10 protein-coding genes are annotated in these 14193 nt (G+C 70.6%); 5 read left to right on the plus strand and 5 right to left on the minus strand.

Annotation, left to right across the window (positions count from 1 at the left end):
* Positions 1-54: 54 nt before the first annotated feature.
* The 3 genes from opgC to ACYSMR_RS16860 all read right to left on the minus strand — a co-directional run bounded on the left by opgC (position 55) and on the right by ACYSMR_RS16860 (position 5118).
* Positions 55-2523 carry an OpgC domain-containing protein gene (gene opgC, locus ACYSMR_RS16850; RefSeq protein WP_461746707.1) on the minus strand — a complete coding sequence of 823 codons (2469 nt, stop codon included), beginning with the start codon at positions 2521-2523 and terminating at the stop codon, positions 55-57.
* A gap of 290 nt (positions 2524-2813) precedes the next feature.
* Positions 2814-3563, minus strand: a complete 750-nt coding sequence (locus ACYSMR_RS16855) for an alpha/beta hydrolase (RefSeq protein WP_461746708.1) — start codon at positions 3561-3563, stop codon at positions 2814-2816.
* A 220-nt stretch (positions 3564-3783) separates the two neighbouring features.
* The gene (locus ACYSMR_RS16860; protein WP_461746710.1) at positions 3784-5118 is read right to left on the minus strand and encodes an APC family permease; all 1335 of its coding nucleotides are present in this window, start codon (positions 5116-5118) and stop codon (positions 3784-3786) included.
* 532 nt (positions 5119-5650) lie between these two features.
* Between ACYSMR_RS16860 and ACYSMR_RS16865 the strand changes: the two genes are divergently transcribed.
* On the plus strand, positions 5651-6286 hold the full coding sequence (locus ACYSMR_RS16865) for a hypothetical protein (protein ID WP_461746712.1): 636 nt from the start codon (positions 5651-5653) through the stop codon (positions 6284-6286).
* Between the two features lie 254 nt (positions 6287-6540).
* Here the strand turns inward: ACYSMR_RS16865 and ACYSMR_RS16870 are convergent, their stop codons facing one another.
* Positions 6541-7806 (minus strand): hypothetical protein, encoded by a 1266-nt coding sequence (locus ACYSMR_RS16870; RefSeq protein WP_461746714.1) that lies wholly within the window; start codon positions 7804-7806, stop codon positions 6541-6543.
* A 515-nt stretch (positions 7807-8321) separates the two neighbouring features.
* Positions 8322-9374, minus strand: a complete 1053-nt coding sequence (locus ACYSMR_RS16875; protein ID WP_461746716.1) for a zinc-dependent alcohol dehydrogenase family protein — start codon at positions 9372-9374, stop codon at positions 8322-8324.
* A gap of 281 nt (positions 9375-9655) precedes the next feature.
* Between ACYSMR_RS16875 and ACYSMR_RS16880 the strand changes: the two genes are divergently transcribed.
* From ACYSMR_RS16880 to ACYSMR_RS16895, 4 genes are all read left to right on the plus strand, one after another.
* The gene (locus ACYSMR_RS16880) at positions 9656-10096 is read left to right on the plus strand and encodes a hypothetical protein (RefSeq protein WP_461746718.1); all 441 of its coding nucleotides are present in this window, start codon (positions 9656-9658) and stop codon (positions 10094-10096) included.
* 424 nt (positions 10097-10520) lie between these two features.
* Positions 10521-11225: a hypothetical protein gene (locus tag ACYSMR_RS16885; RefSeq protein ID WP_461746720.1), complete on the plus strand. Its 705-nt coding sequence runs from the start codon at positions 10521-10523 to the stop codon at positions 11223-11225.
* A 67-nt stretch (positions 11226-11292) separates the two neighbouring features.
* On the plus strand, positions 11293-12471 hold the full coding sequence (locus ACYSMR_RS16890) for an LGFP repeat-containing protein (RefSeq protein ID WP_461746722.1): 1179 nt from the start codon (positions 11293-11295) through the stop codon (positions 12469-12471).
* Between the two features lie 123 nt (positions 12472-12594).
* Positions 12595-13581 (plus strand): IS481 family transposase, encoded by a 987-nt coding sequence (locus ACYSMR_RS16895; RefSeq protein WP_461746724.1) that lies wholly within the window; start codon positions 12595-12597, stop codon positions 13579-13581.
* Positions 13582-14193: the final 612 nt, after the last annotated feature.

Consider the following 14193-nt stretch of genomic DNA (forward strand, 5'->3'; position numbering starts at 1 on the left):
GCTCGGGGGCTGACCACGGAGCGGGGAAGGACCGGAGCGTCTCGGGAGTGACGCTCACCGGGGAACGATGCGGAACAGGAACCTCTTCTTCACCATGACCCACAGCAGGCCCAGGACCACAACGTAGGCGGCGGTGTTGAGCCACAGGTTCCCCTGCTGCAGCGCGGGGATGTTGGCCGCGACCAGAATCAGGAACACGTGAAGGATGAACACGTACAAGGTGGCCTGGCCCAGGGGGATGAGGAACCAGCCCAGGGCCCTCTCCAGGGGTCTCCAATAGGCGCTGAGCAGGGCGTAGCCGGCGATGACCACCAGCAGCACATTGAGCAGCCGACCGGGTCCGAGAAAGGTGCGCTCGAAGAAGCCGTCGTAGACGGTGCGGAAGGTGGTTTCCGGGAGCAGCGCCAGGCGGACGTCGTAGGCGTTGGTGAAGTAGGGGCTGGACCAGGAGAAGACGGCGAGAGCCACGGCCCCCAGCACGCACGCCACCAGCAGCACCCGCCGCGACCGCGCGGCGAACCAGGTCACGATCGGGGCGCGGTAGTAGCCGGCGACCATGCCCAGCACGAACAGCACCTGCCACACCAGCAACGGGAAGGAGTCCTCGAACTGGGACGGCAGCAGCCGCCAGCGCGTCGTCGTGCCGAGCCCGTAGAGGCCCAGGCTGATCACCAGGACCAGCCACGCCCGGCCGCGGGAGAGCGCCATCAGCACCAGGGGGCTCAACGCCAGCAGGATCACGTACAGGCCCATGACGTTGAACTGCCACGGTCCGATCTGCAGCAAGAAGATCGAGGGGATCAGGTGGGCGGGCACGGGATACTGGGTCAGCCCCTCCATCCCGGCGTAGAGGTCGTAGGTCGTCCCGGCCGCCCCCGTCCCTGCGCCACCGGTGCCCTGGTCGGTGAACGTGGTGACGGCCGTGGCGTCGAGGAACGGCAGCCGGCTCAGCGCGTAGACGAGCAGCACCACGGCCAGGGCGGTGACGTAGAGCTTCCAGGCGCGCCTGCTGGTGCGGTCCACCACATCCCCCAGCTGGTCCTTCACCCGGGGCCCGTAGACGAGGCCCAGGACGGCCCCGGAGAGGAACACGAACAGCTCCGCTCCCGAGACCACCCCGACGGTCTCCTGGGTGAGCAGCTGGAACAGCGAGGCGAGGCCGACGTGGTTGATCACGACGAAGACGATGGCCACCCCGCGCAGCATGTCGATCCGGGCGTCCCGGGAGGTGGCGCCCGCATAGGCCCAGGCTCGGACGGGTCGTAGCAGGGGCAGGAGACACAGCAGCAGTGCCGCGACCAGCGCGGTCGCAGCCACCGACCAGGCCGCGGGACCAGCCAGAGTGGTGCCCGTGGCCGCCGGCGCCGCGCCTTCCAGGGTCGAGCGCTCGATCACCGGGCCGGTCGCCAGCCCGGAGCTCTCGATCCGGCCGGCGAAGGCGGCGGCGAGGTCCGGATCGGTGGTGGCCCGCCAGTCCACCGCCCCGGCATCACGCTGCTCGACGGTCTCGTTCCACACCACCGCCCCGATCCGGCCGTACTCCGGGGCCGAGGTAGCGCCGAGCACCTGGTTCCACCAGCCGCTCTTGACCTCGAGCTCGGAGGGGCCTTCCGCCTCGGGGCTGTAGAAGGCGGCCGTCTCGACCATCAGGGGCTTGTCGTGGCCGGCCGCGTAGGCGGCGTAGAAGTCCTCCTCGACGGGCGGGCCGGTGGCCCGGGCCGGGCCCAGCAGCGCGACGAACGCCCCCGGCTCCGGAATCGCGTTGCGCACGGAGGCCCCGTCGGTCTCGTCGTGGTAGGCGGTCAGTCCCACCCAGTCCACGACGTCGTCGCCGGGGTAGTAGGGGCGGTAGGCGTCGTCGTCGACGTTCCACACCCCGTCCCCGGTGGTGTCCAGGGCTCCCAGGGCCCCGCCCTCCGGGGTGGTGGTGGAGGGGTCCCGGAACGGGTAGTCCTCGGCGGCCGTGGGCGACCAGACCATCACCGGATTCCCCAGTTCGGCGTCCACCGCCTTCGCCACGGCGCGGAAGGCGTCGCGGTACGCCTCGGGCTGCTGCCCCCAGGGCACCCAGGGTGCGTTCATCTGCGGGGCGAACCGGACGAACACGGTGCCGTCGTACCCCTCGGCGACGTCGCCCACCTGCGCGGCCAGGGCCGCGGCCGCCGCATCGTCCACGTCCTCCAGGGCCACCTCGGGCTGGACGGTGAGCAGGGCGTGGGCACCCTGGGAGGCGACCTGGCCGAAGTAGTCGCGCAGATAACCCTGTTCCTGCTCACCCAGGGGCAGCGGCACCGGCCGGCCGTAGACGGCGGCCGGTGCACCCAGGCGATCGGCGTAAGCCGTGGTCGAGTCCGTGGCCCAGTCCAGCAGCGCCCCCAGGTACGGCCCCTGAGGCCCGGGCGAGGAGGTGGCGTCCTGGACCGCACGGGCCGGCCCGGCGTGGAGAAGGCTCAGCGCGCACACCAGCAGCACGAGGGCTGCGACGACAGGCGTCCTCGGGAGTCGTCGAACGGTGGAACCCATGCTGCCCCCAGTCATGGTCAGGAAAAGATCGCCCCCATCGTGGCCGGGGACATCCGGGGGCGACCCACCGTGGGATCGTCCGCCAAGGGGTGTCCCCGGCAGTGAAGAAGATCATACTGCTGACGAAAACGGGCCCGTTGTCCCCTGGGCTCGGTGCCCATGGGGCGGGGCACCTTCGTCCGAGGACACTGGGGGACGGCGGTGTCCGCGGGGCACGTTCTCGCCACCCATCCTCGGGTGCGAGAGTGGTCGGGACGTGCCGGCTGATCAGGACAGGGCGTGCAGCGCGTTCAGGGGCTCGCCACGGAACGTGCAGCAGGTCCGGTGAGCCACCCCAGTGCGGACAACCAAGACGCGCACAGTACCGGCCAGGCTTCCGGTTCTCCGGTGCCCTGGGCGAGTCCGAGGCCGTGCGGTCCTGACGGGAAGACGTGCAGGGCGTGGGGTATCCCCTTCGTTGCCAGCGCCTGAGCCAGGAGATAGGAGTGCTGCACCGGCACCGAGGGGTCGTCGGCGGTGTGCCAGATGAAGAAGGGCGGAGCCGTCACGGTCACCAGGTGGTTCAGCGACGTTGCGACCCGCGCCTCGGCCTGCGGAGCGGCGCCCAGCAACTCCCGTTGGGTGCCCTGATGGGTGTCGAGTTCCATGGACACCACCGGGTAGCACAGGATTGCGGCGTCGACCCTCTCGGGGGCCGACGGTGAGGCGGTCAGGGCGGCATGGCCGGCCAGGTGCCCACCGGCGGACGAGCCCAGCAGGGCGATCTGCTCGGCGCCGCCTTCCCTGATCCGGCGGATCTCGGCCCGCACGGCCTCCAGCGGAGCGGGGTGCACGGCGCCCACCGGATAGCGGAACACGCTCGCTGAGAGGCCGAGCCGGTCCAGCCACTCGGCGACGGGTTCCGCCTCGTTGTCCGCATGACCGGCGTATCCACCGCCGGGAAGGACGATGACGTGCCGGGCGGGACCCGTGCCGTCGGGAAGCGTGCCGCTGTGAGCGGACGAGGGCGCAGAGCTTCGCGGGGCCTGCTGTGAGTTCATCCCTTCAGCCTTTCAGGGGTTGTGCGGCTGTGGTCGGGGCAGAGGGCCCGCCCCGCAGGAACAGGAGGGAGCCGGTGGGCGAGGAGAGCTGTGGGCCGATCACGCCCCGTCCCACCGTACGACTCACCTTGCCGGGGACCACGGTGACGGTCGAGCCCGACGCGGACATCCGGACCGGCAACACCGGAGCGCATCGCCCTGAACGCTGTGCTGGGCGCCTCTACGGCGCGGCCTGGCGCATCGGGGGTTTCCGACCGCCGGCCGCCCGGCCGGCGAGGTAGAGCACCAGCCCGATCGCCACGAGGATCCCGGCCCTCAGCCAGACGCCGGGTGCCTGCTGGCTCATCAGCAGCAGGCAGGAGGCCACGGCCAGGTACGGAACAGGGGTGAAGACCCGGAAGTGCTTGTGGCCGACGTCCTGGCGCCGCAGCACCAGCACGGCGATGTTGGTGCTCAGGAACACGAACAGCAGCAGCAGCACCACGGTTTCGGCCAGGACGGCCACCTCGCCGGTGATGGTGAGGACCATCGCGATGAGTGTGGTCGCCACGATCGCCACCCAGGGGGTGCGCCGGGCCGGCAGGACCCGGCCCAGCCCGGAGGGCAGCAACCCCTGCTCGGCCATGCCGAAGGCCAGGCGGCTGGCCATGATCATGGTCAGCAGCGCGCCGTTGGCCACGGCGATCAGCGCGACGGCGCTGAACAGCCAGGGCGGGACGCCGAAGCCGGTGGCGGTGACGACATCGAGCAGGGGGCTGCTGGAGCCGGCCAGGTCCTCGGCCGGCAGCGCAGCGGCAGAAGCCAGGCCGATGAGCAGATAGACGATCCCGGCGGTGGCCAGCGCACCGAAGAGCGCCTTGGGGTAGACCCGGGCCGGGTCGCGGACCTCCTCGGCGACGTTGGCCGAGACCTCGAACCCCACGAAGGAGTAGTAGGCCAGCAGGGAGGCCGCCAGCACGGCCGCGGCCGGGTTCGCCCCGTCCGGGAACTGGGAGATCTGCGCCGGGTTGCCATTGCCCTGCCCGACGAAGACCGCGACCAGGACGATGACCAGGAGCAGCCCGGAGACCTCGATCACCGTCATGACCACGTTGCTGCGCACCGACTCGGTGATCCCGCGGGCGTTGAGCACAGCGACAAGGGTGAGGAAGACCACGGCTGCGGCAACCGGCGGGACGTCCACGAACACGGAGAGGTAGTCGCCGCCGAAGGCCAGGGCCAGCCCGGCGGCGCTGGTGACGCCGGCGGCGAGCATGCAGAAGCCCACCAGGAAGGAGATGACCGGGCTGCGGTAGGCCCGTTGGGCGAACACGGCCGCACCACCGGCCTTGGGGTACTTGGTGACCAGTTCGGCGTAGGAACCCGCCGTCAGCAGGGCCAGCAGCAGCGCGAACACCAGCGGCACCCAGATCGCCCCGCCGACATCGGCGGCCACTGCTCCCACCAGCGCGTAGACGCCGGCCCCGAGAACATCACCGAGGATGAACAGATACAGCAGCTTGCCGGTGATGCCTTGTTTGAGCTTGGACTGGGGAACGGGGTCCGTGGATGACATTGCCGCAGTCTAGACCCTTCCGAGCAACCGCTCTCCGGCGGGAGGCCGCCGGAGCCGCACGACCGGGCGACCGTGCACCGGACCATCGACGAGGAACTCGCCCGCGATGTGGTGACGGAGGCACCGCGGGCGCGACACCGGGCGATCACCGACCGCCCGGTGGCCGGCGGGGCGGAGGGCACCGTGCTGGGGTCCACGGAGATTAAGTTGCTGGTGCGCGCGGAGGACAGCTCGATACCGGTGTCTCCCACTCCGCGCCTCCATCTGGAAGCTGCCGTGGACATGGCTCCCACCCGAACTGGCAACTTTCGCCGGTCTGCACCGTGGGTGCCACGGACCAGGGGCGGCAGTCGCCGCGGCTGCTTCAGGGCGCGTGTCCCGTGCTGCAGTAGCAGTTCGTGCGTGGGCCCGGCCCGGCGATGTCCTGCGGACTGGCTCGGGGGCCTGCTCGGGCACCGGCACGGATGCACCGGAATCGTGGTGGGCGGCCCCAGCACGTACGGTCGAAAGGATTCCCTGTCGGAAGTGCCTGGTGAGCGACGACGATCTTGCCCTGATCCCGTTGTCGTGCGGCATCGGTCTGTTCCCGGGCGTGTGCGTGCCGTTGACGCGCATGGCGGCTTCGGTCGGGGTCGACCGCAACCGTGTCGCCGGCATCCGGACCCGGCACACCCAGGCCTCCGAGGCCGCCGGGGTCGCCCGGCGCGCCGCGCCTTCCGCCGTCGTGGACCCCGTCCGTCCTCCCGGCGCGCAGGACACGGTGCAGGCGCGATGTCGTGGCTGCCGGCCCCGCGCGGGGTCCCGGCCCACGATGACGTCCTGCTTGTCGAGCACCGATTCCTGCGAGCATTCCACCCACGGTGGAGGAGAGGCGGCACAACTGATGGTGGGAACACAGGTTCCCGAGAAGCAGCAGCGCCTTCTGGCGGCGATCGCCTGGGCGTCCTTCGGGGTCTCCACCGCGCTGACGCTGGTGCTGCTCGATTGGCGGGGCGCTGGAGCGGCCAAGCCGCTGTGGGCGTTCGCGCTGCCCACGACCAGCGGGATCGTGGGTGGCATCGCCGGCTTCCGCGCGCAGCAAGAGCTTCTGGGGGCCGTGGCTGTGGCTTTCGGTTCGCTCTGCGTTCCTGTGGCGATTCTCGTGGTCGGAGCGCTCCACGGGCCCTGAGCCCGTGACACGTGCCGCACGCGGCTGTTCGACGTCAGGGCGCGGTAAGCCGTCCAGGAACAGCACGCAGGACCAGCGGCCACGGTCATGCACCTGATCCGGCGGCGGGGTCGCCGAGGTCTCACGGCTCACGACGAAGCACCGACCGCACGAAGGGCCTCGAACCACCCACCATTGGCGCACAGTGCAGACGGGATTCCATGGTGGTCGTTGTTCCTGTGGGCATGGGATGGAGCTGCCGCCCTTGAGGACGACTACTGATGCCGGGCTGCTGCCACGGCGGTCTGCGCTCTTTCCCGCCGGTGGAAGCGGGCGAGGAGCACCAGCCCGAGGAAGGCGGCCACCGTCAGGGCCCCCAGGCTGGTGTAGAAGACCTCGGGTCCGGTGGGGTAGTGGTCAACGGTGATGGTGTGTGCAGCCCCGGGGGCCGGGGCGTAGTGGCAGATCAGCGTGGGGGGAAAGGCGGTGGTGTCCGCGGTGACCATGCTGCTGCTGATGATGCTGGTGGGCACCGGCCAGTCGGTGGCGCAGGCGTAGCCGGGCCCATCCCGGACCCGGTAGCCGTAGAAGAGCTGGTTGATGCTCCAGACCAGCACGGCGACGGCGGCCAGGACGGCCGGAGGCCATGCCCATCCCCGACTCACCGGCGCCGGGAGCGCCAGGGGCGCTGCGGCGGCGGGTGGAGTCGGTGCACTGGCGAGGTGGCGGGCCGTGAGGACCACGCGCAGCACGACCATGAGCAGGGCTGCGCTGATCATCCCCATCGCCCAGGAGGGGGCACGCACCGTGGCGGTCATCGCCCACACCGCCAGCCATCCCACGACCAGCAAGCAGGCGCCCAAGGCCAGGACCGGAGCCAGCCGGGAGACCGGCAGAGAGCTCCGGGCAGCGGAGGGGCCTTCTCCTGCGGCCGCACCGGTGGAGGGCGGGGAGGACCTGGTGGTGGTCCTTCCCGCCGTCCTCCACCGGTGCCGCAGGCGCAGGAGCAGCCCGCCCGAGAGCGTGAGGACCAGCGCGGTGAGGCAGGTGAAGAACAGCCACGGGCCCGCGGAGAAACGGTGCACCGAGATCATGGTCGCCGGATCTCCCGGCGCGGGGTGGTGGCACACCAACGACGGCGGCAGCACGGTCATCTCGGCCTGCGCGGGGGCATCGCTGGCACCGGGAGGCAGCGGCGAGGTCGTGCAGGTGTACTGGGCGCCCTCGTGGACCACAGCGATGAACAGCAGTTGGACGGACCCCAGGAGCACCACCGCCACCACGGAGGCGATGTCCAACCGGACCCCCGCATCACCGGGGTAGGACGACGCCGGCCTCGAGTTCGGCCGTGGGGTCGTGGTGGCCAGCCTCCGGGCTCCGGGCGCGAGGCCGGCCAGGGCGAGAGCGGAGGCGGCAGCGACCACCCATGATCCTCCCGAACCGGTCGCCACCGCGTTGGTGATCGAACCCAGCATCACGATCCCCGCCACGAAGAGCAGAGCCCCGGCCATCAGCAGGGCAAGCAGCCGCAGGTTCGACAAGAGAGGCTCCGATCATCGGGCGGGGGTCGAGGTGGAATCCTCCCACGACGAGCGTCCACGCCAGCACGACAGCTTCCCATTTTCCCCAGTAGTGCATGCGGGGTCCGCTGCGGGCTTCGTCGGCTGATGCCGGACAGGCTGACCTCCACCGAACGACGGCGCAGCCGGGGAGCAGGGTTGCGGGTGCTGAACCCGGGTGGGGGTGACATGGACACAGCCACCCCCATGGGCTCGGCGGGCCACCCTCGATCGGCGGATCCGGGAGCTTCCACAAGCGGCGAACATCTGAGCCCGCTTCCTCGGGTGCGAGTCGTGATGCATGTCGTACCTGAGCGAGCTCTCCACCGGGCGGCTCGGACCGGCCTGACCACCCCGTCCACCTGCCAGTGTCCCGCACGAGCGGTTCCCGGTGCGCTGGAGGTCGGACTGACCGGCAGGGGCGGGTCCGCACTCCGGCGGTGTGCATGGTGAGCTGGGCGGTGCTACCGCGCATCTCGCGGACGAGGCCATGGCCGTCAATCCGCCCGGATGACCACCTTCACGGCCCGGTGCTCGGCGGCGTTGCCGAAAAGGTCATAGGCCTCCTCCATCTGGGACATCGTGAAGTGGTGCGTGGCCATCGCCTTCGCGTCGAGCCGCCCGGAGCGGACCATGTTGAGCAGGTTCCCCACGGTGCGGCAGTCGACCAGGCCCATGTTGATCCGCACGTTCGAGATCCACAGCTTGTCCAGGGGCAGCTCGACCGGTCTCCCGTGCACGCCGGCGTTGGCCACGGTGCCGTAGGGGCGAACGATGTCCAGGCAGGTCTGGAACGTCTGAGGCACCCCCACAGCCTCGATGGCCACGTCCACCCCCAGGCCGTCGGAGGACAGGGCCTTGATCTTCGCGACGGCGTCCGCGTCGCCGGCGTTGACCTTGTCGGTGGCGCCGAGCTCCAGCGCCTTGTCCATGCGGTTCTCGTCGAGGTCCACCGTGATCACCCGTCCCGCCCCGCAGAGGTTGGCGGTCATGACCGCGCCCAGGCCGACGGGGCCTGCGCCCACGACGGCTACCGTGTCGCCGGGCTTGGTATTGCCGTTGAGGATGCCGATCTCGAAGCCGGTAGGCAGGGCGTCGGTGAGGAACAAGACGTCCTCGTCGTCGAGCCCTTCGGGGACCCGGTGCACGGAGGTCTCCGCGAAGGGCACGCGCACGTACTCGGCTTGCGTGCCATCGATCAGATGACCGAAGACCCAGCCCACGCCCCCGAGGGTCAGGCAGTGAGAGGACTGGTTGTTCTTGCAGTAGGAGCACTTCCCGCAGTTGGTGATGGCGGGAATGATGATGCGGTCACCGACCTTCAGGCCGGTCACGGCGTCGCCGACCTCGGTGATGGTGCCGACCGCCTCGTGGCCGAGGATCCGGCCGTCGGTCACGGCCGGGACATCGCCCTTGAGGATGTGCAGATCGGTGCCGCAGATGGTCGTCGTGTCGACCTTCGCAATGACATCGGTCGGGTCCTGGATGGTGGGTTCAGGGGCGTCCTCCCACGCCCTGTTCCCCGGTCCGTGATAGACGAGTGCCTTCATGGAGATCCTCCTCGGTCGACGGACCGGCGGGCTGCCCGTCCGCTCCTCGTCATCGTAGGCAGATGACCCCCAGCGGCTACGGGATCACCAGTATGAGACGACCTTCACTCGGTGCACACGGCAACCCCCTCCGCTGGACAGAGGGCCCGGTGAGCAGCGCATCGCGCCGCAATGAACGTTCCCTCCAGCAGCTGCGGGCCGAGGTCCTGCCGCGCTTCCCCGGATATGGCGCGTACGGTGGAGTCGACCCAGCGAGGAGGCGGCAGCCGATGAGACGAGCCGTGAAGGCGCATCCCTGGAGCACCTATCTGGTGTTCCAGGCACTGACCGCCGTGCTGTCTCTGGCTTATGCCGGCGTGGGGTCGGTGGACAGCACTCGGGCGGACTGGCTGGCAATCTGGGCGATGCTCGCAGTGGTCGGTCTGGTGTGGACCCAGGTGGTGTGGGGGCCGTGCTGGGAAGCCGGGGGCGACTACGAACTGCCCACCACGGTGCGTGTCGCGGTGATGACCCTGGGAGGCGGGGCGCTGTTGGTGCCGTGCTGGTTCCTGGACTTGGTCCACGACGGCGGATGGTTGTTCATCGGGATGCTGCTCGTCCCCTACGGGGGGTTCTGTGGCGCCGTGGGCGGCGCTGCCTTAGCCCTGCGTGATCGCAGTTGCTTGTCCACCCAGGGATCTCGTACCTGGCGACCAGAGGAACGGAAGAGATCCACCGGCTGAGCAGTGACGCGCTGTGCACTGGGTTGAGGGGGCTGCTCGCGCGCTGGGGGGACTGGGTTCCCCGGCTCAGAGGATCGTTGGTGCGGCGTGGACGTCTTGGTCTCGTCCGGGGCTGTGCAAGGTCTATGCGTTCCCCTGCGACGGAAGAGGACCCGAGGCACCCTCACCCGGCTCCCCCCGAGCCTCCGAGGAACCTGATGCGCTGAAGGTGCTGCTGAGCTCCGCGGCACCGCCCACCACTCGTTGCGCGCAGGCGGAGCAGGATCTGCAGCACATGGTCCTTGAGACCGCCGCCACCGGCGCGGGGCAGGAGTGGTGCGCCGTTTTCCTCGGGCGGGGATCGCGGGGGCCGCCCTGACCTTGGCCGTCGGCGGAGGCAGCCGAGGCCTACGCCCGCAGCACTGACCTGATCGACGCCGCTGACATGGACGCCGCCCTTCAAGAAATCAGGTCGGGCACCTCCACGATCGTGCACGGGGACGGCACCAAGGAACTCCTGGCGCTGTGGGAGCACGCCGACATGCTCTTCCGCCCCCGCTACGGGGCGCTGGGGCTGATCGCGCTGCCCCACACGATGCTGGCCACCGTGATCCCGCTGGTGTTCCTGCCGCTGACCGTGGTGGTGGCCGGACTCGACCTCGCCGCCGGCAACCGGGTTCCCCTCCTCGCCGTCGCCGCCTTCGTCGCCGGGCTCCCCGCGATCATCTGCGTCATCGCCCTGCGCATGGTCGGGGAGTCCTGGGCGCACCTGCTGGTGGTGCCCCTCTACCGGGTGATCTGCGAACCGCTGCGCGCCTCCCTGCTCTGCGCCTGCCTGCTCCAGGCGCTGAAGGGCAAGCCGGTCGGCTGGTACCAGCCCGCACGCACCAACACCGTCCCCGACCTCACCGCCCGCCAGGACCGCGCGCGGAGCGGATCTGACCCGGGAGACCGCCGGGGTGGGAATCCGGTCACCTCCACACTCGCCCCGGGAATTCCTCCTGATCATCACCGGCCTGGTGAGTCAGTACGGCAGGCGGACCGAGTGCTCGTTCCCCCGATCCTGGCGCCGGCCCACGTCTGCGGCACCCTTGGTGGCTTGTCATACAGCGAAATGCACACACTCCTATTTGCAGCTGCCATAGGTTGAAGGGACCGGCGGGACGGGCTGTCCCCGCAGGTCGACCCCATCCTCTGACCCCCCTGAAGAGGCCCCCTTGAAGCTGCTGCCCTCCGCCCTGCCCACCCGTGCCCTCGCCGCCGCCCTCCTGGCCGGCGGCCTCGCCGCCACTGCCGTGCCCGCCCACGCGGAACCCCCCGCCCCCGCCCCGGCCGCCGCGTCGCCCACCCCACCGGCCGGCACCGTTCCCGGTGCCGCCGCCGTCGGCACGGTCAGGACCGGCTTCATCACCGGCTACACGATCCACGACAACGACCCGGCCGGGTCCCGGGCCATCGCCTACTCCTCGGCGTGGGACGCCCGCACCGTCCACACCGAGGCCGGAGGCACCGGCACCTACACGGACCCCATCACCCTCGCCGCCCAGATCGGCGACTACGCCCCGGGCACCCGGTTCTACCTGCCCCACGTCAAGCGCTACTTCGTCCTGGAGGACACGTGCGCCTCCTGCGGGCAGAAGCCCGAGTGGATCGACATGTGGATCGGCGGTTCCCTCGCCGACTCCGCCGCCGCCACCACCCGGTGCGCCGAGGCCCTCACCGGCTACTTCGAGTTCGAGATCGACCCGCCGGCCGGACGCCCGGTGGTCACCGGCCCGCTGTTCGACAGCGCGACCGACACCTGCTACGTCCCCACCGGCTCGGCCACCACGCCCGCACCCGCCCCGTCCACCGGCACGACCGTGGTCGACGGCTTCCCGGTCCGGGGCGCGATCCTCACGAAGTGGAAGGCCCTGGGGGCCACCGCCTGGGGGAGGCCGATCGGCTCCCAGGCCGCCTCCGGCTACTCCTCCTCCTACCAGCGCTTCGCCGGTGCCGACGGGAGGACGAAAGCGATCTACTGGTCGGCCGCCACCGGCGCCCACGCCGTGGACTACGGCGGGGGCATCGGCCGGAAGTTCGCCGCCGGCGGCTACGCCCGGGCCTACGGCCCGCCGGCCACCGAGAAGCTCCGCCTGGCGGACGGGGGCTACGCCCAGGAGTTCCGCGCGAACAGCACCCGCACCCGGATCGTGTGGTCCTCGCCCACCGGGGCGCGAGCCGTGCGGCTCACGGGCGCCATCGGGGCGAAGTGGGTGGCCCTGGGCGCCCAGAACGGCCTGGGCTACCCCACCACCGACGAGCAGGCCACCGCCACCGGCCGGGCCCAGAAGTACACCCGCGGACGGATCGACTGGAACGCCACCACCAGGACCACCACCGTCGTCCGGTACTAGGTGTACTGACCGGGGACGTTGGTGGAGTGGGTGTGATCCGCTGACCTGAAGCAGTGGCGCAAGGAGGGCCTCCCGCGGTGGAGTGGAACTGCCTAGGTATCCGCTCACGCACAGGAGGCCCTCATGTCCCACGCTAATGCCGCTCTGACCCCGCGTCACCGCCTCAAAGTGGCGCAGCTGGTCATCGATCAGCATGTCCCCATCGCTGAAGTCGCCGCGCGCTTCCAGTGCGCGTGGCCGACCGTGAAGCGCTGGGCCACCCGCTACGCCGCCGGGGAACCGATGACCGACCGCCCCTCCCGGCCGCACACGATGCCGGCCAAGACCCCGCTGCCGGTCACGAAGCGGATCGTGTCTCTGCGACTGCGCAAACGCCTCGGCCCGGTCCAGCTCGCCGCCGCGACCGGGGTGGCGGCCTCCACCGCCCACCGCGTGCTGACCCGATGCGGCCTGTCCCGCCTGGCGCACGTCGATCGGGCCACGGGCGAGCCCGTGCGCCGCTACGAGCACCCGACCCCAGGAGCGATGCTGCACGTCGACGTCAAAAAGTTCGGCAACATTCCCGACGGCGGCGGCTGGCGCTTCGTCGGCCGCGCCCAGGGCAAGAAGAACCGGGCGGGGACCCCGGAGAAGCCGAAGAACAAGTACCGCAACCCGAAGATGGGCCACGCCTTCGTGCACACCGTCATCGACGACCATTCCCGCGTGGCCTACGCCGAGGTCCACGACGAGGAGACCGCCGCGACCGCCACCGCCGTGCTACGACGGGCGGTGATCTGGTTCGCCCAGCGTGGCGTCACCATCGAACGGGTTCTGTCCGACAACGGCTCGGCCTATGTCTCGCACCTGTGGCGTGATACCTGCACCGACCTCGGGATCAGGCACTCCCGCACCCGGCCGCGTCGGCCCCAGACCAATGGCAAGATCGAGCGCTTCCACCGGACCCTCGCCGACGGGTGGGGCTACGCCCGCTGCTACACCAGCGAGACCGAACGCCGCCAAGCCCTGACAGGATGGCTCCACGAGTACAACCACCACCGGCCACACACCGCCTGCGGGAACAAGCCCCCAGTCACCCGCTTAACCAACCTCCCGGGTCAGTACAACTAGGCACGGTGCCCCCGCTCGACCAGCCGACCGAGGGCCGTGCCGCCGCTCGCCCCACATGCCGCCCTGAGCACGCCTGCGCTGTCGTCGGCGCAGAAGCCGACGCCGGAGATGCCCATCCGGGCCCGTCCACCCCGGCCCCGTTTCACCACCACGGAGCCGCCGTGGGAGCTGTTCCTTGGGTCCTGTCGGCCGAGGGCCGGTGCACCGTCCGGTCCGGACCGACGCGGGCGGTCCGCAGTGCCTGGTGGGTGGCTGGGTCTGCACCGAGGCCATCATCGGGCGAGCAGGGGCGGATGGATGACGGGACGGTCGCCCGGGCGCAGGCGCGCCCGAGCCGTGCGGGCCTCCGAGAGGCCGGGTGCGGGGTCCTGGACCTGTGGTGGTGGAGGTTGCGGCTCGGCGGTGACCTCGGTGCGTCGGAGCTCGAGGCGTTGCGCGGCCACGCGCTGAGGCTGCCGCCGGCCCTCCGTGATCGAGTGGTGTGCGCGGGGCACCACCTGCTGGGCGGTCCCTGCATTGCCTGCACGTGGGGGATGGGCTCCGCCACCGGCGAGGAGCTTCCTGGACTGACCCACGCACGTGATGGGGGCTGCTCGGGCTGATCGGTGGTGC

The sequence above is a fragment of the Kocuria sp. U4B genome (genome assembly GCF_054875615.1).